Here is an 18,196-nt window from a genome sequence, read left to right as displayed (position 1 = left end):
CGCGGCCGGCGACGCGACGACGGGATGCCGGCCAGGTTCGGCGCAGGGCGACGACGTCCGCCGCAGGCCGACCACAATGGGACGCGGAGGTCGACGATGATCCGAGCCGAGAGCACAACCCGCCACGCGACGCACGACGCACTGAACCAGGTCCCGCCGCGCACGGACATCGACGAGTACGCGGCGGACGCCCCGCTCGCCGAGGCCGTCGCCCGGTGGGGCACGCCCGCCGCGGCCGACCGGCTCGCCGCGATCGGGCGACTCGTCGGCTCGGCCGCGTTCCAGCGCGACGCCGAGCACGCGAACACCCGCCCCCCGGTGCTGCGCACGCACGACCGGTGGGGTGGCCGCATCGACGAGGTCGAGTACGACGACGCGTACCACCGGGTGATCGCCGCAGCCGTCGCGGCGGGCGCGCACACGTCGTCCTGGGCCGATCCCGGGCCGGGAGCGAGCGTCGACCGCGCCGCCGCGTTCTTCCTGTTCGCCCAGGTCGAGCCCGGGCACGCGTGCCCGGTCTCGATGACCCACGCCGCGGTGCCGACGCTGCGGCTCGGGGCATCCGGGCTCGCCGCCGACTGGATGCCCCGCCTGCTGAGCCGCGACTACGAACCGAGGCTCGACGACGACGTCGCCGCGACCGGTACCGTGAAGCGCTCGGCGCTCATCGGCATGGCGATGACCGAGAAGCAGGGCGGGTCCGACGTCCGGGCCAACACGACGACCGCGACGCCGACGGGCGACGACGACGCGTGGGGCCGTCGGGTCGTGCTCGACGGGCACAAGTGGTTCTGCAGTGCGCCGATGAGCGACGCGTTCCTCGTGCTCGCGCAGGCGCCGGGCGGGCTCACGTGCGTCTTCGTGCCGCGGGTGCTGCCCGACGGCGCGCGCAACCCGTTCCGCATCCAACGCCTGAAGGACAAGCTCGGCAACCGGTCGAACGCGTCGAGCGAGGTCGAGTTCGACGGCACGGTCGGCTTCGTCGTCGGCGAGGAGGGCCGAGGCGTCGCCGCGATCGTGCAGATGGTGACCCGCACCCGTCTCGACTGCGTGCTCGGAACCGCCGCGGGTATGCGGCAGGCGGTCGCGGAGGCATCCTGGCACGTTCGGCACCGGCGGGCGTTCGGGGCATCCCTCGTCGACCAGCCGGTCATGCGGCAGGTCGTCGCCGATCTCGCGCTCGAGTCCGAGGCGGCGACGTGGACCGCGATACGGCTCGCCCGCGCCTACGACGACGATGCGGATGCCGACACGATCGCGTTCCGCCGCCTCGCGACCGCCGTGGCGAAGTACCACGTCAGCAAGCGCGGGGCCGGGCACGCGGCCGAAGCGCTCGAGTGCCTCGGCGGCAACGGCTACACGGAGGCCTTCCCGCTCGCCCGGCGCTATCGCGAGCAGCCGCTGCTCGCGATCTGGGAGGGCTCGGGCAACGTCATCGCGCTCGACGTGCTGCGGGCGCTCGCGCGCGAGCCGGAGTCGTTCGAGGCGTACTTCGACGAGGTCGGGCGTGCGCGGGGCATCCATGCGTCGCTCGATGCCGAGGTCGACGACGTGCGCGCGCTCGCCGGCGAACTCGGCCGCGACCTGGCCGCCGATCGGGCCGGGCTCGCCGCGCTGCGGGCACGCGAGCTGACCGAACGCCTCGGGCTCGTGCTCCAGTCGGCCCTGCTCGTCGAGCACGCACCGGCCGCGGTCTCCGACGCGTTCGTCACGTCGCGACTGGGCGGCCGCCGGGCCCAGCAGTACGGCGCACTGCCGGCCGGGATCGACCTGGACGCCCTGCTCGAGCGCGCCTGAGCCGGCGCCGCGCGCCACCCCGGCCGGTCACGAATCCGCCACGAACCGTCACACGCCGCGTTCACCGCACGTACAGGAACGGATGCTGGGCTACCGTGAACGCGCGAACGCCCGATGACGCGCGTGACGATCGACGATGGGATTCCCGTGACGAGCCGTACGGCCGAGTACCCCCGGCCGACCCACTTCCTGCTCCACATCTCCGACACCCACCTCCTCGCCGAGGGCGGTCGGCTCTACGACCGCGTGCCGAGCGAGGACCACCTGCGCCGCCTCTTCGCCGAGTTCGAGGCGTCGAACGGGCGGCCCGACGCGATCGTGCTGACCGGCGACCTCGCCGACAAGGGCGAGCCCGACGCCTACGCGCGCCTGCGCCGGATCGTGGAGCCGGCCGCCGAGCGCATCGGCGCCGAGGTCATCTGGGTCATGGGCAACCACGACGACCGGTCGGCGTTCCGTCGGGGCCTGCTCGACCAGCCCGCCGGCGGCACGCGCCCGGTCGACCGCGTGCACGACGTCAACGGGCTGCGCGTGATCGCGCTCGACACGACGGTCCCCGGCCACCACCACGGCGAGGTGACGGGCGAGCAGCTGGACTGGCTCGCCGAGGAGCTCGCGACGGATGCCCCGTACGGCTCGATCCTCGCGCTCCACCACCCGCCGGTGCCGAGCGTGCTCGACCTCGCGGCATCCGTCGAGCTGCGCGAGCAGGGGGGATTGGCCGAGGTCGTCGCGGGCAGCGACATCCGCTCGATCATCGGCGGCCACCTGCACTACTCGACGACCGGTACGTTCGCCGGGATCCCCGTCTCGGTCGCGTCGGCGACCTGCTACACGCAGGACCTCAACGTGCCCGTCGGCGGCACGCGCGGCCGCGACGGCGCGCGCGCGTTCAACCTCGTGCACGTGTACCCCTCGACGGTGCTGCACTCGGTCGTGCCGCTCGGCGAGTTCGAGGCGCTCGACTGGATCGACGCCGACGAGTCGGCGCGCCGGCTCGCGGCCGACGGCATCCGCTTCGCGCCTGCGGCGTCGATCGGCACCGCGCGCTCGCCGGAGGACGACGCGTTCGACCGGGCGCTCGCCGGCGGACCGTTCACCGAGCCGATCCTGCTGCCGTAGCGCCCGTCAGCTCGCGTCAGCCGGAAGCGCCGCGCCCGTCGTCGAAGCGGATGCCGAAGCGGATGCCGAAGCGGATGCCGCGGCATCCGCCACCGGCTGCTCCCAGGGCGCCGGGAACGGGAAGTAGCGCTCGAGGAACTCGGTGACCGCCGTGGTGCGCACGTCGACCGGGATCTCGGGCTTCGATCCGTCGTTCAGGCAGAACATGTCGACGTCGCGCCGCTTGAGCAGGCGGTCCATCGCGGGCAGCGCCCGGCGCAGCGTCGTCTCGATGTACTGCACGTGGACCTGCGTCTGCGTGACGGCCTTGCCGGTGAGCAGCGCGTAGTAGTGGTACAGCGAGTTCGTCACCGAGATGTCGGTCGCCGAGCGGAACCGGCTCGCGGCCGTGGCGCGGAACTCCTCGGGGAACGCCGCCTCGAGCTCGGCCATCACCGAGCGACGCAGCGGGGCGGCGCAGTGCTCGAGGTGCCGGGTCGTGACCTTGCCGAACCGCTTCGCGAGGAGCGCCCGGTTGACCCGCGCGGCGTTCTCGAATCCGCTGCGCTGCGGGTTCGACTCGCCGAGCCCGATGCGGGTGCCGGCCTCGACGAACTTGGTGACGCCGCCGGGCGAGAAGAACACGTCGGGCGAGACGGGGCGCCCGAAGAACATGTCGTCGTTCGAGTAGAGGAAGTGCTCGGCGAGCCCGTCGATGCGGTGCAGCTGGCTCTCGACGGCGTGCGAGTTGTGCGTGGGCAGCACCGACAGGTCGGGGAAGAACTCCTCGCTGCGCACGACGCGCACCTTGGGGTGGTCGGCGAGCCATTTCGGCGCCGGGGAGTCGGTCGCGATGAAGATCTTCCGGATCCACGGCGCGAACAGTTCGACGCTGCGCAGCGCGTACTTCAGCTCGTCGATCTGCCGGTACCTGGCCTCGGAGTCGTCGCCGTCGCCGACGACGTAGCTCTGCATGCGCTTGGCGCGCTCGCGGAGGAACTCGTCGCTGGACCCGTCGACCCACGAGAAGACGATGTCGATGTCGAAGTCGACGTCGCTCGCGAGCGGATGCCACATGTGCTCGATCGTGGGCCACTCCACGCCGAACCGGTCGACGGTCGTCTCGACGGCCTCCCCGCGCGGCATCGTCATGCGCATGAGCGCGTTGGGCAGGGGCGCCTCGATGGTCTCGTCGCCGAAGCGCCACAGCTCGAGCTGGGGTGCGGTGTCGGGGCCGTACCGCAGGCGTCCGAGCGGTTCGACGCGCGGGCGGTAGACGCGGAACGCGCTCGCCTTGCGGTGCGCGGCGAGCGAGCCGTCGGCGAGGAGCACGGCGGTGGTGCCGAGCGCCTTCTTCGGGGCGATCGGCACGGAGTAGAACGGTTCGTCGGCGAACGCGGCGGCGAACGCGCGCGCGAGTTCGCGCCTGGCGGCGCGGTCGACGGCGATGACCGGTCGGTCGCCGTCGCCGCGGACGAGCAGGTACCGGATGCCCGCTTCGTCGAGCACACGGCGGATCGCGAGGAGGTCCTCGACCTGCGACTGCAGCGGGGCCGAGTGCCCGTTCCGCAGCGCGTACTCGCCCTTGCGGACGACCACGTCGTCGCGGTCGAACCGCCGGTTGCCGCGCACCAGCACGAGCTCGGGCGCGTCGGCGATCTCGAAGCGCGCGGCGGCGGGCGCATCGTGGCGCGCGGATTCGGGCTGCGCGAAGGCGCGAGGGCGGTCGGCGGTGGGTTCGCGGTCGGTCACGCGGTCGGGCAGGTCCAGGGGTGCTCCGTTCGGTCGAGGGTTCCGTCGACGACGATGGCGCCTCCGCGGGCGCCGTCAGGTCGGGGATGCGTCGATCCTATGCGCCCGGCGACCCGGTCACCCCGCGAGCCAGCGGAACCCTGGGAGGGTTGACATCGCGGCGCCGACGGGGTTCGCGAGGCGCCGCGCGAGGTGCACGGCGCCGTCGAGCGGATCGCCGGCCGGTGCGACGAGTTCGGCGTCCGGCGCGAGCCCGGCGAACTCGGTGCGGAACGCCTCGGTGAAGCGCGGCGAGGCGAACAGTCCGCCGGTGTACGACGCGAGCGCCGGCAGCGACGGGTCGAGGGCTGCGGCGAGCGATCCGGCGACGAGCCGCCCGGCCTCGTCCAGGATGCTCCGGGCGACCGGGTCTCCGTCGTCGGCGAGGGCGGCGACGTCGCGCGCGAGCCCGGCGGCGACCCCGGCGCGGTCGGGCCGCGGGTAGAGCGCTGCCGGCCAGCCCGGTGCCGGGCCGAACCTGGCGACCGCGGCGTCGAGCAGGGCGTGGGCGTCGTCGCGGATGCCGTCGTGCGTCTCGATCGCGGCGCGCAGCGCCGCGAGCCCGATCCACGAGCCCGATCCGCGGTCGTCGTAGAGGTGTCCCCACCCGCCGACGCGCCGCCAGACGTCGACGTGGTCGGTGCCGAGCGCGATGCTGCCGGTGCCGACGGCGACGACGGCGCCGGCGCGTCCGCCGAGCGCCCCGGCATGCGCGGTGACGACGTCGGCCGCGAACACCACGGGCGCACCGGCGGCCAGGGCGAGGCGCCGCGCGGCCGCGGCGGGGTCGTCGACGAGGGATGCCGCGCCGCTCGCGCCGATGCCGACCGCGGCCGGCGGGGCATCCGCTGCGCGCCGGCGGGCCTCGACGATGAGCGCCTCGGCGAGGTCGACGACGTCGGACCCGGCGGGGGAGACTCGAAGGGCCGCACCCGTGAACTCGATCCGGCCGTCGTCGGCGGTCCGCCCGTCGTCGGCGCCGCGTCGACCGGTGAGCGGGCCGCCTGCGAGCGCAGCGCGGCTGCCGGTTCCGCCCAGGTCGATGCCCAGGACCGGAAGGCCCGTGGAAGAAACTTGCAGCCCGGTCATGATTGTTGAATACTACTTCCAATCACCTTTGCACCGCCGCGGGGTCTCGCGGCGCACCACCGAAGAGTTCCGATGAGGAGTCCATCCACCATGCGTACACGAATGCTTCCGTTCGCCGCACTCGGGGTCACCGCCGCGCTCGCGCTCAGCGCCTGCGCGGGCGGTTCCTCCGACGGCGGCTCGGCCGACGGCGAGGGCAAGACCCTCGACGTCTGGATCATGCAGGGCACCAACCCCGACTCCGAGGCCTTCTTCGACGCGGTCGGCGAGGCCTTCACCGAGGAGACCGGCGCAGAGCTCAACGTCGAGTTCGTCGAATGGGCCGACGCCCACGACCGCTTCGTCACGTCGATCGCGGGCGGCACGTCCCCCGACGTCGCGGAGACGGGCACCACCTGGACCGCCGAGTTCGCCGACGCCGGCGCGCTCGCCCCCATCACCGAGTACGTCGACGGCGACGACCTGGGCGGCGACCTGGTCGAGGGGCTCGTCGAGTCCGGCACCTACGACGACGAGCTCTACGGCATGCCGTGGTACGCGGGCGTCCGCTCGCTCGTCTACCGCGCCGACGTGTTCACCGAGCTCGGCCTCGAGGCGCCGACCACGTGGGACGAGATCGTCGCAGCGGGCGACGCCATCAAGGCCGCGCACCCCGAGATGAGCGCCTTCGCCGTGCCCGGCGACGCCGAGTTCGGCGTGTACCCCTGGGTCTGGGGCGCCGGCGGCGAGGTCTCGGTCGACGAGGACGGCGAGTGGGTCTCCGGCCTGGACAGCGCCGAGTCGCAGGAGGGCATCGGGTTCTACACGGGACTCGCGACCGAGCACGGCTTCTCGAGCGCGGGCGCGACCACGTGGAAGGAGACCGACGTGCTCGACAACTTCGCGCAGGGCAACGTCGCGATGGCCCTCATGGGCTCGTGGACGCCCGCCGCGATCGTCGAGAAGAACGCCGACATGGAGGGCAAGTTCGCCGCCACGCCGATCCCCGGCCAGGACGGCGGCATCGCCCCCTCGGTGCTCGGCGGATCGCACCTCTCGATGTTCGAGACGGCCGACGACAAGGACCTCGCCTGGGCGTTCATGAAGCTCATGACGACCGGTGAGTTCGCCGAGCAGTGGGGTGCCGAGACGGGCTACTTCCCGGGCCAGACCTCGCTCCTCGAGGAGAGCCTCGAGTCCGACGACCCGCTGGTCACGCCGTTCGCGACCCAGATGGTCGACGGCGGTGGCGCCCTGCCCGTCACGCCGAAGTTCGGTGCCGTCCAGGCGAAGAAGACCACGAACACGGCGATCCAGGCCATCCTCTCCGGGCAGAAGAGCGTCGAGCAGGCGACCGCCGACGCCGCCGCGGAGATGAACGAGATCATGAACCAGGACTGACCTCGTGACCAGCACCGTCATGGCTCCGCCGACTGCGAAGGGGTCGAACGACTCCCGAGCGGCCGGCGGGGCCGGCCGGCGGCGCAGCCCGCTCAACCGGCTGCGCCCCTGGCTCCTGCTCGCCCCCGCGCTCGCCGTCCTCGCGGTCCTCCTGCTGTGGCCGCTCGTGCGGGTGTTCCTCTTCTCGCTCCAGGACTACGGGCTGCGTGAGATCGTCTCGGGCGAGCCGAACTGGATCGGCCTCGAGAACTACGCCGAGGTCTTCACCGACCCCACGCTGTGGACCGTCGTGCTGCCCAACACGGTCGGGTTCGCGGTCGCCGCGGTCGTCGTGACCGTCGGCCTCGGCACCGCCGTCGCCGTGCTGCTCGCCTCGCTCGGCACCTTCTGGCGCACCGTCGTCGCGAGCGCGATCATGGTCGCCTGGGCCATGCCGGCGGTGACCGGCACCTACGTCTGGGTCTGGATCTTCGACGCCGACCGCGGCATCTTCAACCAGACCCTCCAGGCGCTCGGCCTCCAGGACGACCCCGTCAACTGGTTCACGAACCGGTGGAGCTTCTACGCGATCGTGCTCCTCAACGTCGTGCACCACGGCTTCCCGTTCGTCGCCGTCACGGTGCTCGCGGGCCTGCTGGGCGTGCCCAAGGAGATGCTCGAGGCCGCCGAGATGGACGGTGCGGGCCCCTGGCGACGCTTCTGGAAGGTGATCGTGCCGAACCTGCGGCAGGTCTTCGCGGTCGTCATCATCCTGTCGACCATCTGGGACTTCAAGGTCTTCGCGCAGGTCTACCTGATGCCGGGAGGCGCGGGTTCGAACCGCGAGGCGTTGAACCTCGGCGTCTGGTCGTACGTCGAGTCGTTCGGGCAGAACCGGTACGGCTTCGGCTCCGCGATCGCGGTGCTGCTCACGATCGTGCTGCTCATCATCACCGCCGTCTACGTCCGCACCATGCTCAAGGAGGACGAACTGTGAGCGCGCAGACCCGGCCCGCCGCCCCGACGACGCGGGCGGTCGTCACGGGCGAGGACGCACCCCGCGTCATCCCCCGTTCGCGCCGCACCGGACGTAAGGCCAGGTCGGCCGCGCTGCGCGCCGTGCTCGTCGTGCTGCTGCTCGTCTTCACGCTCTTCCCGGCGTTCTGGATGCTCTCGAGCGCGTTCGACGCGCAGGCCGGCGCCGGCGGCCAGACCCTGCTGCCGCGGGAGTGGTCGCTCGAGAACTTCAGCTATGTGCTGAACGAGGGCGGGTTCGACGTGTTCCTGCGGAACTCGGCGATCGTCGCGATCGTGACCGTGCTCGCGAGCGCCCTGCTCGCGCTGCTCGCGTCGGTCGCGGTCGCGCGGTTCCGCTTCAAGTTCCGCACGGCGATGCTCATGATGATCCTCATCGTGCAGATGGTGCCGCTCGAGGCGCTCGTCATCCCGCTGTTCGTGCAGGTGCGCGACCTCGGCATGCTCAACACGCTGCTGGGCCTCATGGTCGTGTACGTGGCGCTGTCGCTGCCGTTCGGCATCTGGATGCTCCGCGGCTTCGTCGCCGCGGTGCCGGTCGAACTCGAGGAGGCCGCGTACATCGACGGCGCCAGCTGGGGCCGCATGTTCCGGTCGGTGCTGCTGCCGCTCGTCATGCCCGGCCTCGTCGCGACGAGCGTGTTCAGCTTCATCACGGCGTGGAACGAGTTCATCTTCGCGATGACGCTGCTCGGAGGGGCATCCGAGAACTACACCGTCGCCATCGGGCTGAAGCAGTTCTTCGGCGAGCACTCGAACGAGTGGGGCGCCATCATGGCCGCGTCGACGATCATCACGCTGCCGGTCATGATCTTCTTCGTCATCGTCCAGCGCCGCCTGTCGAGCGGCCTGGTCGCGGGCGCCGTGAAGGGCTGACGGATGCCTCGCCGCGATGATCCCGCCCTGCGGCGGTTGGTGAACGCCGTGCTGTGGCCGGGGTTCCTCGGCACCGACGTGCCCGGGTGGTTGCGCCGCGACCTGGACGAGGGGTTGGCCGGAGCCGTGCTGTTCGCGCAGAACCTCGGCGACGACGACCAGCGACGCCGGCTCGCCGCTTCGCTGCACGCGGGGCGAGACGACGTGTTCGTGGGCATCGATGAGGAGGGCGGCAACGTCACGCGGCTCGAGGCCGGCTCCGGATCGTCGCTGCCGGGCGCCTGGCAGCTCGGCCATCTCGACGACGTGTCGCTCACCGAGGCCGTCGGCGCGGAGCTCGCCCGCCGCTCGCTCGCGGCGGGCGCCAACGTGGTGCTCGCACCGGTGGCCGACGTCAACGTCGACCCGCGCAATCCGGTGATCGGCGTGCGCAGCTACGGCACCGACCCAGGGCTGGTGTCGCGGCACGTCGCCGCCCAGGTGCGCGGCATCCAGCGCGGCGGCGCCGCGGCATGCGCCAAGCACTTCCCGGGCCACGGCGACACGCACGTCGACTCGCACTACGCGCTGCCGACGGTCGACCTGTCCGTCGAGGAGATCGAGCGGCTGCACCTCGCGCCGTTCCGGGCGGCGATCGAGGCCGGCGTCGCGTCGATCATGACCGGGCACCTGGTCGTGCCGGAGTGGGGCGACCTCCCGGCGACGCTGAACCCCGCGATCCTCGGGCGCCTCCGCGAGCTCGGGTTCGAGGGCGCGATCGTGACCGACGCGCTCGACATGGCGGCCGTCCGCGCGACGGTGGGCGCGGGCCCGGGGGCCGTGCTCGCGCTGCGCGCCGGCGCCGACCTGCTCTGCATCGGCAACCCGACCAACCCGGGGGCTGCCGCGGCTCCCGACCAGGACGAACGCGACATCGACGAGGTGCGCGACGCCATACTCGGCGCGCTCGTCGACGGCGAGCTGGCCGTCGAGGTGCTCGAGCGTGCGGCGGCGCGGGTCGCCGTGCTCGCCGAGTCGGTGCGGACCCCGGTCGGTGTCGCGGATGCCGCGACCTCCGGCTTCGACGCAGGCGCCGGCGCCTCGTCGGACGGCTCGACGGATGCCTCGTTCGGTGCTTCGTCGGATGCCTCGTTCGACGCCCGCGAGGTCGCCCGTGCGGCCATCACCGTGCACGGTGCGCTGCCCGACCTCGGGGCTGCACGCCTCGTGCTCGACGCCCGGCGCGCGACGACGCTCGCGGTCGACACCGACGCCGACGTGGCGTCGACCATCGCGGCCGGTGGTCGCGTCGTCCGCATCGACCCGGTTGCGGTTCCGGCCGACCAGCTCGTGCCGGCGGTCGAGCGCGCCGTGGACGGCGTGACCGGCATCGTCGCGACCGGCATCGTCGTGCTCGTCGACGCGCTCGACGCCTCGGCCGCGCAGCGCGCCGTGGTCGAGGCGGTCGCCGGTCGCGGCGACGCGGTCGTCGTGCACGTGGGCGTCCCGTCGGACTCCCGAGTCGCCGGCCTCCCGGTCGTCGAGACGCGTGCGGCGAGCCGGCTCGCGGCGGTGGCGGCGGCCGAGGTGCTCGGCGGGAGCCTGCCGCTCGGCGGGAGCCGGCCGTGAGGATCGTGTCGTTGCAGTCCGGCACCTCCGCCGACGGGATCGACGTCGCCGTCGTGGACGTGGACCTCGATGCCCGCGCGAGCGGCGACGGCGTGGCGGCGCCCGCAGGGCTCGCCTTCCGCATCACACCCGTGCTGCTGCGCACCGTCGACTGGGACGAGCCGCTGCGCGCCGACATCCTCGACGCGGCGCTCGGCGGCGCGATCGACGCGGGCGCGTGGTGCCGGCTCGACAACCGGCTCGGCCGCGCCTTCGCCGAGGCGGCCGCCGTCGTCGTCGCGGAGGCATCCGCCGGCGACCCGGATGCCGCGACGACAGCCGCGAACGACTCGGCACCCGACCTCGTCGTCTCGCACGGGCAGACCGTGCACCACTGGGTCGAGGGCGGGCGCGTGCACGGCACGACGCAGCTCGGCGAGCCCGCCTGGATCGCCGAACGCCTCGACGCCCCCGTGCTCTCGCACCTCCGCGCCGCCGACATCGCGGCCGGCGGCGGGGGAGCGCCGCTCATGGCCGTGTTCGATCGGCTCTGGCTCGGCGAGCAGGCACGCACCGCGGGCCGGGCCATCGCCACGGTGAACCTCGGCGGCATCGCGAACGTCCAGGTCGTGCATCCCGACGGTGCGGTCACGGCCTTCGACAGCGGCCCGGGCAACGCCCTCCTCGACGAGGCCGTCGCCCGCGCCTCCGGCGGCGAGCGGACCTACGACGACGGCGGGCGGATCGCCGCGGCAGGCCGCGTCCACGAGGCACTGCTCGCCGACCTGAGCGCCCACCCCTACTTCGCGGCACCCGCGCCGAAGACCACCGGGCGCGAGACCTTCCACCTCGGCGTCGTCGACGCCGCAGCCGCCCGCGTCGGCGCCGAGGCGATCACCCCCGCCGACCTCCTCGCCACCCTCGTCGAGCTCACCGCGCGAACCGTCGTCGACTCGCTCGCCGACGGCGGTGCTGCCGACGCCGGCGCGCCTGCCGACGCCGCCGAGCTCATCGTCTCGGGCGGCGGTGCGCTGAACCCGCTGCTGCTCGGCCGGATCCGCGACCTCGCCGGCGCCGCCGGGATCCGGGTCGTCTCCAGCGCCGATCGTGGCATCGACCCGGCGTTCAAGGAGTCGATCATGTTCGCGCTGCTCGGCGCGCTGTCGTGGCACGGCGTCCCGGTGACGATCCAGGGCCCCGAGGCCCGGATCGCGGGTCGGCTCAGCCCCGGGCCACGAGGCCTCGCACTCCCGGAACCGCTCGGCCCGGCGACGCTCGGCACCGCGGCGCACGGCGCGGCGGCATCCGTCGTCGTCATCCCTCCTCCCGGCACGCCGGCCGACCTCGAACCAGTACCCGCTTCCGAAGGGGGAACCCGATGACCACCGAATCCGGCGCACGCGACCGCGTGTCGGATGCCGACCGCACCGCACTGCACGAGATGCTCCCGCAACTCGCGACGGAGGCGGTCGACGACCGCCTCGCCGACTTCGACCTGCGTTCGACCGAGCAGCAGGTGGCGGTAATGGCCGCCGAGAACGCCGCCGCGGTCGCGGCCGTCGAGGCGGCGACACCGCGCATCGCGGTCGTCGTCGACGCGATCGTGCCGCGCCTGCGCGCGGGTGGACGGCTCGTCTACCTCGGCGCCGGCACCGCCGGACGCCTCGGCGTGCTCGACGCGAGCGAGCTGCCGCCGACGTTCGGCACCGACCCGGCCCAGGTCCTCGGGCTCATCGCGGGCGGCGACGTCGCGCTGCGCACCGCCGTCGAGAACGCCGAGGACGACGCCGACCTCGGCGCCGCCGACCTCGCCGCCCTGGGCATCGGGCCCGCCGACGTCGTGCTGGGCATCTCGGCGTCGGGTCGCACCCCGTACGTGATCGGCGCGCTGCGCCATGCGGCGGCCCACGGCGCGCTCACGGTCGCGCTCGCGGGCAACAGGGGATCGGCCATCGGCGCCGAGGCCGACCTGCGGATCGAGGTCGAGGTCGGCCCCGAGGTCGTGGCCGGATCCACCCGCCTGAAGGCGGGCACCGCGCAGAAGCTCGTGCTCAACGCGATCTCCACGATCGTCATGGTGCGGCTCGGCAAGGTGCACGGCAACCTCATGGTCGACGTGCAGGCGACGAACGACAAGCTCCGCGTGCGTGCCGAGCGCATCGTGATGCTCGCCACCGGCGTCGGCGCCGAGGCCGCGGCCGCCGCGCTCGAGGCCGCCGCCGGCGACGTGAAGGCCGCGATCCTCGTCACCCTGACTGGGGCGGAGCCCGTGGTCGCCCGCGACGCGCTCGACCGGGAAGATGGGATCCTGCGCCACGCGATCCACCGCGTGCGCACCGGGTCCGCCACCGAACCCGGCACCGCGCCCCGCCCCGAGTCCGAGGAGCCTGATGTCCGCTGACGTGCTCTCGAGCGTCCGCGAGTCGCTCGACCGCCTGAGCTCCGCCGAGGCGCGCGTCGCCGAGGCGATCATCGCCGATCCGACGATCGTCGTGGACCTCACCATCACCGACCTCGCGCGCCGCTGCGGCACCTCGCTGTCGACCGTCGCGCGGTACTGCCAGACCCTCGGGTACGCCGGATACCGCGACTTCCGCCTGGCGGTCGCGAGCGCCGTGAGCCGGGAGCAGGCCGAACTCGACCGCTTCGGGCTCGCCGACGCCGACATCAGCCCCGACGACTCGGCCCGCGACGTCATCACGAAGCTCGCCTTCCAGGAGTCGCTCGCGATCGAGCAGACCGCGCAGGCGATCGACGACGATGCGCTCGACCGGGTGGCCGACGCGATCGCGCAGGCACGCCACGTCGACCTGTACGGGTTCGGCGCGTCGGGGCTCACCGCGCAGGACCTGCACCAGAAGCTGATCCGCATCGGCGTCTCGGCGTCGTGCTCCGCCGACATCCACCTCGCCCTGGTCTCCGCGGCGCTGCGCACCGAGGCCGACGTCGCGATCGCGGTGTCGCACTCCGGGCAGACGACCGAGACGCTCGACGCGCTGCGCGCAGCGCGCAGCGGGGGCGCGTTCACCGTCGCCGTCACGAACTCGCCCGAATCCCCCATCGCCGTCGCCGCCGACCTCGCGCTCGTGACGCGCGCCCGCGAGTCGGCGTACCGCATGGGCGCGATGTCGAGCCGAATCGCGCAGCTCGCCCTCGTCGACTTCCTGTTCGTGCGCATCGCGCAGCGCCGCCACGAGGAGGTCGCGGCACCGCTGCGGCGCACGCGCGAGGCGACCGCCGGCCACCGGGTCCCGGTCGGGCGTCGAGCGGGCGCCTGAACCCTCGGCCTACCATCGGAGGATGGCGCGCACCGAGCTCGACGCGATCGTCGTCGGTTCCGGCCCGAACGGGCTCGCCGCCGCGGTGACCCTCGCGCGCGCCGGGCTGTCGGTACGGGTCTACGAGCGCGCGTCGATCCCGGGCGGCGGCAGCCGCACCAGCGAGCTGACCCTGCCCGGCTTCCGGCATGACGTGTGCTCGGCGGTCCACCCCCTCGCGCTCGCGTCTCAGTTCTTCCGCGAGTTCCGGCTCTCGCGGCGCATCGAGCTCGTCGTGCCCGAGCTCTCGTACGCCCACCCCCTCGACGGCGGGCGGGCGGCGCTCGCGTGGCGCGACCTCGACCGCACGGTCGACGGGCTCGGCGCGGACGGGCCGGCCTTCCGCCGGCTCATGGCACCACTGGTCAGCCACGCCAGGTCGGTCGCCGACTTCACCGGTTCGCAACTGCTGCGCGTGCCCGCCGACCCGATCACCGCGCTGCGGTTCGGCCTGCGCACGCTCGAGCAGGGCACGTCGGCGTGGAACGCGCGTTTTGAGGAGGACCTCGCGCCGGCGCTCTTCACCGGCGTCGCCGCGCACACCATCCTGCCGCTGCCGAGTCTCGCCGCCGCGGGCGCCGGGTTGAGCCTCGGCGCGTACGCGCACGCCGTCGGCTGGCCGGTGCCGGTCGGCGGCAGCCAGGCGATCGCCGACGCGCTCGTCGACGACCTGGTCGCGCACGGCGGCGAAGTCGTGACCGGCCACGAGGTGACCCACCTCGGCGAGCTGCCGCGGGCCAAGGCGGTGCTGCTCGACGTGACGCCGCGCGCGCTCGCACGCATCGCCGGCGATCGGCTCCCGCGCCGGTACCTCGAGGCGCTCGCCGGCTTCCGCTACGGCAACGGCGTCGCGAAGGTCGACTTCGCGCTGTCGGGCCCGGTGCCGTGGGCGAACCCGGCGGTGCGCGAGGCCGGCACGGTGCATCTCGGCGGCACGCGGCTCGAGGTCGCGACCGCCGAGAACGCGGTCACGCGCGGGCTCCACCCGGATGCCCCGTACGTGCTCGTGTCGCAGCCCTCGACGTTCGACGCGTCGCGCGCCCCCGACGGCGGGCACGTGCTGTGGGCCTACACCCACGTGCCGCGAGGCTCGACGGTCGACCGCGCCGAGGCGGTGACCGCCCAGATCGAGCGGTTCGCGCCCGGCTTCCGCGACACCGTGCTCGCGGTCTCGTCGATGACCGCGATCGACGTCGAGTCGCACAACCCGAACTACGTGCTCGGCGACATCGCCGCGGGGGAGCCGAACGTCTGGCAGCTGGTGCACCGGCCCGTGCTGTCGCGGGACGCCTGGCGCACGCCGGCTCGCGGCGTCTACCTGTGCTCCGCATCGACCCCGCCGGGTCCGGGCGTGCACGGCCTCGCCGGCTGGTACGCGGCGCGGAGTGCGCTGCGGCACGAGTTCGGGATCCGGCGGATGCCCGACCTCTCGCCGACGCCGTAGCGCGGCCCGCCGGTGCGCGGCTCGCGGCTACGCGGCCCGCGGGTCAGCCGTCGAGCACGTGCAGCTCGACCTCGACCGGGCCGCCTTCGTCGAGCCCCTCGGCCACCCGGACCGCCTTCTTCACGGGCAGCACGTAGGCGCCCTCGCCCGAACTCGGGAAGATCGACGTCGACCAGGCCGAGCCGCCGACCCGCACCTGCACGCGTACCGACCCGAAGCCGCGCGGCATGCGGGGCACCTCGCGGATGTCCGCCGAGATCTCCTCGGGCACCGTCACGAAGTACCAGTTGGCCTGGGCCTGCCATTCCCACAGCGGGGCCGTGAACCGGAAGCGCACGTCGCTACCCGCGCCCGCCGACCTCGTCGCGCCACGAGTGCGCCGGCACGAACCCGAGTTCGCGCCGAGCCTTCTCGATCGAGAGCATCGTGTCGTTGACGCCGAGTTCGCCGCGCACCTCGACACCGGGGAACACCTCGGCGACGAGCTCGGCGTTCGGGCGCGTCATCACCGTGTCGGCGGCGGCGATGACGTACCGCTCGAACCCCGGCTTCGCGACGGCGAGCGCGCGGCTGACGGCCTGAGCGCCGTCGCGGGCGTCGATGTACCCCCACAGGTTCCACTTGCGCAGCATCGGGTCGGCGTCGAACGCGGGGAAGGCCGCGTAGTCCTCGGGGTCCATGACGTTCGAGAACCGCAGGGCGGTGATCGACAGTTCCGGGTCCCATCGGACGAGCTGGATCGTCAACTGCTCCTCGAGGTGCTTCACGAGCGAGTACGTCGACTCGGGGCTGGTGACCTCCTCGTCGACCGGGATGTACGGCGGCGGCGTGTCGAACGGCAGCCCCAGCACCGTCTCGCTCGACGCGGTCACGATGCGCTTGACCCCGGCCCGGCGCGCGGCCTGCAGCACGTTGAACGTCGACAGCATGTTGTTGTGGAAGGTCGCGACGTCGCTCACGAGGCCCGGTGCCGGGACCGCTGCGAGGTGGACGATCGCGTCGACGCCGTCGTGGTGCTCGTCGATGCCGGCGATCGCGTCGAGCACCTGTCCTGCGTCGGCGAGGTCGACCTGCACGACGCTGCCGCGCTCGCCGGCGCGGTCGAGGTTGACGACCTCGTGCCCCTCGTCGCGGAGGGTGCGGACGACGGTGCGACCGAGCTTGCCGGAGCCGCCGGTGACGATGATGCGCATGCCCCGAGGCTACCCGCCGCCGCCGACGCCGCACTCGGGGCATCCGTTCAGCCGTGCTGCCTAGGCTGGATCCATCCCGGCCGACCAGTCCCCGGCCGACCCATCCACGAAGGAGCCTCCTGATGCAGTGCCCCACCGACGGATCCACGCTCGTCATGAGCGAGCGCAGCGGGATCGAGATCGATTATTGCCCGCAGTGTCGCGGCGTGTGGCTCGATCGCGGCGAGCTCGACAAGATCATCGACCGCGCGGGCGACGACCGGCCGCAGGCCGCGCCGCAGCAGCCGGCCCCGCAGGTCGCGCCCCAGCAGCAGCCGTACCCGACCCAGGCGCAGCACCCCTACCCGCCGCAGGGCCAGCAGCCCTACCCGCCGCAGCAGCAGTCGGGCAACCCGCTCGACCTCCTGCGCCAGATGACCGGCGGCGGCGACCGCCGGTACGACGACCGCCGGCACGACGACGGATACGGCCGGAACGGCTACACCCAGAACGGCTACGACCAGGGCCACTACCGCAAGAAGAAGAAGGACAACTGGCTCAGCGACCTGTTCGACTGAACTCCCGGTCCCCGCTCGACGGCACCCGCACCGACCCCGGCGCGGGTGCCGTCGTCGTCTGCAGCGGCTGCGGTCGACGCAGGCCACGGCCGACCGCCCGCACGAGCAGCATCCCGAGCCAGCCGACGCCCGCGATCGCGACGCCGATGGCACCTCCGACCGAGTTCGCGACGAGGTCGCGGGGGTCGGAGATGCGGTCGTCGAGGGGGATCTGCGCGATCTCGATCGCGACGCTGACCGCGGCGGTGCCGGTCAGCGCCCAGAACCAGTGCCGGGGACCTGCGAGCATCGCGAGCAACAGGCCGAGGGGCACGAACATCGCGATGTTCGCGCGGAACTCCCAGCGCGACCCGACCTCCCAGGTGTCGGGGTCGAGCCAGGTCGACGGCGTCAGCACGCCGTAGCGCGCCTCCGAACCGATCGCGTGCCACGACACCGATCCGAGCGTCGCCCAGGCGATGAGCGCGAGGTACGCCAGCGTGAGCAGGACGAGCACGACGCGGCGGGGCATGCCTCCACCCTCCCGTGCTTCCCTATGAATCCGCGGAACGTTCGCGGAGCGTCTGCGCAACGTCGCCGCGATCAGGCGGCAGGCGACCCCGCGATGTTCACCATCCAGGTCACGCCGAACCGGTCGGCGATCATGCCGAACGCGTCGCCCCACGGTGCGACCTCGAGCGGCAGCACGGGCGTGCCGCCGTCGGCGAGGCCGTCCCAGAATCCGCGGAGCTTGGCGTCGTCGTCGCCCGAGAGCGAGATCGAGAATCCGGCGGGGGCTGCGACCGGCATGCCGGGCGGGGTGTCGGACGCCATGATCGTGAACCCGTCGGCGGTGGTCAACTGCCCGTGCATCACCTTCTTGCCCTCGACCGGATCGTCGCTCTGGCCGCCCTCGGCGAAGGTGCTGATGGCGAGGTCGCCGCCGAACACGCCCTGGTAGAACTCGAGCGCCTCGCGCGCGTTCGCCTCGAAGCTGAGATATGGGTTGAGCAGCACGGACATGGCGTTCCTCCATCGGTCGCGGTCGTCGTGGTTCTCGACGCGGCGATT

Annotated in this window: 17 protein-coding genes; 11 read left to right on the top strand and 6 right to left on the bottom strand. The window is 73.1% G+C overall.

Annotation, left to right across the window (positions count from 1 at the left end; all coding sequences use genetic code 11):
• Window positions 1-96 precede the first annotated feature (96 nt).
• Window positions 97-1,797, top strand: coding sequence for an acyl-CoA dehydrogenase family protein (locus ELQ40_RS14965; protein WP_127794406.1), 1,701 nt, complete (start codon window positions 97-99; stop codon window positions 1,795-1,797).
• 147 nt (window positions 1,798-1,944) lie between these two features.
• A complete protein-coding gene (locus ELQ40_RS14960; RefSeq protein WP_240665814.1) occupies window positions 1,945-2,919 on the top strand; it encodes a phosphodiesterase in 975 nt (324 codons plus the stop codon).
• Between the two features lie 6 nt (window positions 2,920-2,925).
• Here ELQ40_RS14960 and ELQ40_RS14955 read toward each other — a convergent pair whose 3' ends face one another.
• Both ELQ40_RS14955 and ELQ40_RS14950 read right to left on the bottom strand, forming a co-directional pair.
• Complete coding sequence (locus ELQ40_RS14955; protein WP_164863630.1) at window positions 2,926-4,650, bottom strand: stealth family protein; 1,725 nt, start codon at window positions 4,648-4,650, stop codon at window positions 2,926-2,928.
• A gap of 117 nt (window positions 4,651-4,767) precedes the next feature.
• Window positions 4,768-5,778: an N-acetylglucosamine kinase gene (locus ELQ40_RS14950; RefSeq protein WP_127794404.1), complete on the bottom strand. Its 1,011-nt coding sequence runs from the start codon at window positions 5,776-5,778 to the stop codon at window positions 4,768-4,770.
• Window positions 5,779-5,868: 90 nt separating this feature from the next.
• Between ELQ40_RS14950 and ELQ40_RS14945 the strand changes: the two genes are divergently transcribed.
• The 8 genes from ELQ40_RS14945 (at window position 5,869) to ELQ40_RS14910 (ending at window position 15,396) form a co-directional block, all read left to right on the top strand.
• A complete protein-coding gene (locus ELQ40_RS14945) occupies window positions 5,869-7,158 on the top strand; it encodes a sugar ABC transporter substrate-binding protein (protein ID WP_127794403.1) in 1,290 nt (429 codons plus the stop codon).
• Window positions 7,159-7,177: 19 nt separating this feature from the next.
• Window positions 7,178-8,134 carry a carbohydrate ABC transporter permease gene (locus ELQ40_RS14940; RefSeq protein ID WP_127795333.1) on the top strand — a complete coding sequence of 319 codons (957 nt, stop codon included), beginning with the start codon at window positions 7,178-7,180 and terminating at the stop codon, window positions 8,132-8,134.
• Between the two features lie 68 nt (window positions 8,135-8,202).
• Window positions 8,203-9,048: a carbohydrate ABC transporter permease gene (locus ELQ40_RS14935; RefSeq protein ID WP_370296795.1), complete on the top strand. Its 846-nt coding sequence runs from the start codon at window positions 8,203-8,205 to the stop codon at window positions 9,046-9,048.
• 3 nt (window positions 9,049-9,051) lie between these two features.
• Window positions 9,052-10,656, top strand: a complete 1,605-nt coding sequence (locus ELQ40_RS14930) for a glycoside hydrolase family 3 protein (RefSeq protein ID WP_127794402.1) — start codon at window positions 9,052-9,054, stop codon at window positions 10,654-10,656.
• A gap of 5 nt (window positions 10,657-10,661) precedes the next feature.
• Window positions 10,662-12,017, top strand: coding sequence for an anhydro-N-acetylmuramic acid kinase (locus ELQ40_RS14925; protein WP_240665812.1), 1,356 nt, complete (start codon window positions 10,662-10,664; stop codon window positions 12,015-12,017).
• Entirely contained in the window at window positions 12,014-13,036 is a 1,023-nt protein-coding gene (gene murQ, locus ELQ40_RS14920; protein WP_127794400.1) for an N-acetylmuramic acid 6-phosphate etherase, read from the top strand. The genes ELQ40_RS14925 and murQ overlap by 4 nt, the downstream gene beginning before the upstream one ends.
• Window positions 13,026-13,913: a MurR/RpiR family transcriptional regulator gene (locus tag ELQ40_RS14915; RefSeq protein ID WP_127794399.1), complete on the top strand. Its 888-nt coding sequence runs from the start codon at window positions 13,026-13,028 to the stop codon at window positions 13,911-13,913. The genes murQ and ELQ40_RS14915 overlap by 11 nt, the downstream gene beginning before the upstream one ends.
• 22 nt (window positions 13,914-13,935) lie before the next feature.
• On the top strand, window positions 13,936-15,396 hold the full coding sequence (locus ELQ40_RS14910) for an NAD(P)/FAD-dependent oxidoreductase (RefSeq protein ID WP_127794398.1): 1,461 nt from the start codon (window positions 13,936-13,938) through the stop codon (window positions 15,394-15,396).
• Window positions 15,397-15,439: 43 nt separating this feature from the next.
• Here the strand turns inward: ELQ40_RS14910 and ELQ40_RS14905 are convergent, their stop codons facing one another.
• Window positions 15,440-15,733, bottom strand: a complete 294-nt coding sequence (locus tag ELQ40_RS14905) for a DUF1905 domain-containing protein (RefSeq protein ID WP_127794397.1) — start codon at window positions 15,731-15,733, stop codon at window positions 15,440-15,442.
• A gap of 4 nt (window positions 15,734-15,737) precedes the next feature.
• Window positions 15,738-16,589 (bottom strand): NAD(P)-dependent oxidoreductase, encoded by an 852-nt coding sequence (locus tag ELQ40_RS14900; RefSeq protein WP_127794396.1) that lies wholly within the window; start codon window positions 16,587-16,589, stop codon window positions 15,738-15,740.
• A gap of 122 nt (window positions 16,590-16,711) precedes the next feature.
• Here ELQ40_RS14900 and ELQ40_RS14895 point away from each other — a divergent pair, with 122 nt between their 5' ends.
• Window positions 16,712-17,146, top strand: a complete 435-nt coding sequence (locus ELQ40_RS14895) for a zf-TFIIB domain-containing protein (RefSeq protein ID WP_127794395.1) — start codon at window positions 16,712-16,714, stop codon at window positions 17,144-17,146.
• Here ELQ40_RS14895 and ELQ40_RS14890 read toward each other — a convergent pair.
• Together ELQ40_RS14890 and ELQ40_RS14885 are read right to left on the bottom strand one after the other, a co-directional pair.
• Window positions 17,127-17,657: a VanZ family protein gene (locus tag ELQ40_RS14890; protein ID WP_127794394.1), complete on the bottom strand. Its 531-nt coding sequence runs from the start codon at window positions 17,655-17,657 to the stop codon at window positions 17,127-17,129. The two genes, ELQ40_RS14895 and ELQ40_RS14890, sit on opposite strands and share 20 nt — an antisense overlap.
• A gap of 71 nt (window positions 17,658-17,728) precedes the next feature.
• Window positions 17,729-18,148, bottom strand: coding sequence for a VOC family protein (locus tag ELQ40_RS14885; RefSeq protein WP_127794393.1), 420 nt, complete (start codon window positions 18,146-18,148; stop codon window positions 17,729-17,731).
• Between the last annotated feature and the right edge of the window lie 48 nt (window positions 18,149-18,196).

Source organism: Agromyces sp. LHK192, from assembly GCF_004006235.1.
GTDB lineage: Bacteria > Actinomycetota > Actinomycetes > Actinomycetales > Microbacteriaceae > Agromyces.
Note: the sequence above shows the minus strand (reverse complement) of the source record. Positions and strands in the feature narration are given on the sequence as shown.

Bases quoted from the DNA above. Each gene is read 5' to 3' on its own strand.
- ELQ40_RS14950 (WP_127794404.1), bottom strand. From the start codon at position 5,778: ATGACCGGGCTGCAAGTTTCTTCCACGGGCCTTCCGGTCCTGGGCATC.
- murQ (WP_127794400.1), top strand. From the start codon at position 12,014: ATGACCACCGAATCCGGCGCACGCGACCGCGTGTCGGATGCCGACCGC.
- ELQ40_RS14940 (WP_127795333.1), top strand. From the start codon at position 7,178: ATGGCTCCGCCGACTGCGAAGGGGTCGAACGACTCCCGAGCGGCCGGC.
- ELQ40_RS14915 (WP_127794399.1), top strand. From the start codon at position 13,026: ATGTCCGCTGACGTGCTCTCGAGCGTCCGCGAGTCGCTCGACCGCCTG.
- ELQ40_RS14965 (WP_127794406.1), top strand. From the start codon at position 97: ATGATCCGAGCCGAGAGCACAACCCGCCACGCGACGCACGACGCACTG.
- ELQ40_RS14900 (WP_127794396.1), bottom strand. From the start codon at position 16,589: ATGCGCATCATCGTCACCGGCGGCTCCGGCAAGCTCGGTCGCACCGTC.
- ELQ40_RS14910 (WP_127794398.1), top strand. From the start codon at position 13,936: ATGGCGCGCACCGAGCTCGACGCGATCGTCGTCGGTTCCGGCCCGAAC.
- ELQ40_RS14895 (WP_127794395.1), top strand. From the start codon at position 16,712: ATGCAGTGCCCCACCGACGGATCCACGCTCGTCATGAGCGAGCGCAGC.
- ELQ40_RS14885 (WP_127794393.1), bottom strand. From the start codon at position 18,148: ATGTCCGTGCTGCTCAACCCATATCTCAGCTTCGAGGCGAACGCGCGC.
- ELQ40_RS14945 (WP_127794403.1), top strand. From the start codon at position 5,869: ATGCGTACACGAATGCTTCCGTTCGCCGCACTCGGGGTCACCGCCGCG.
- ELQ40_RS14890 (WP_127794394.1), bottom strand. From the start codon at position 17,657: ATGCCCCGCCGCGTCGTGCTCGTCCTGCTCACGCTGGCGTACCTCGCG.
- ELQ40_RS14930 (WP_127794402.1), top strand. From the start codon at position 9,052: ATGCCTCGCCGCGATGATCCCGCCCTGCGGCGGTTGGTGAACGCCGTG.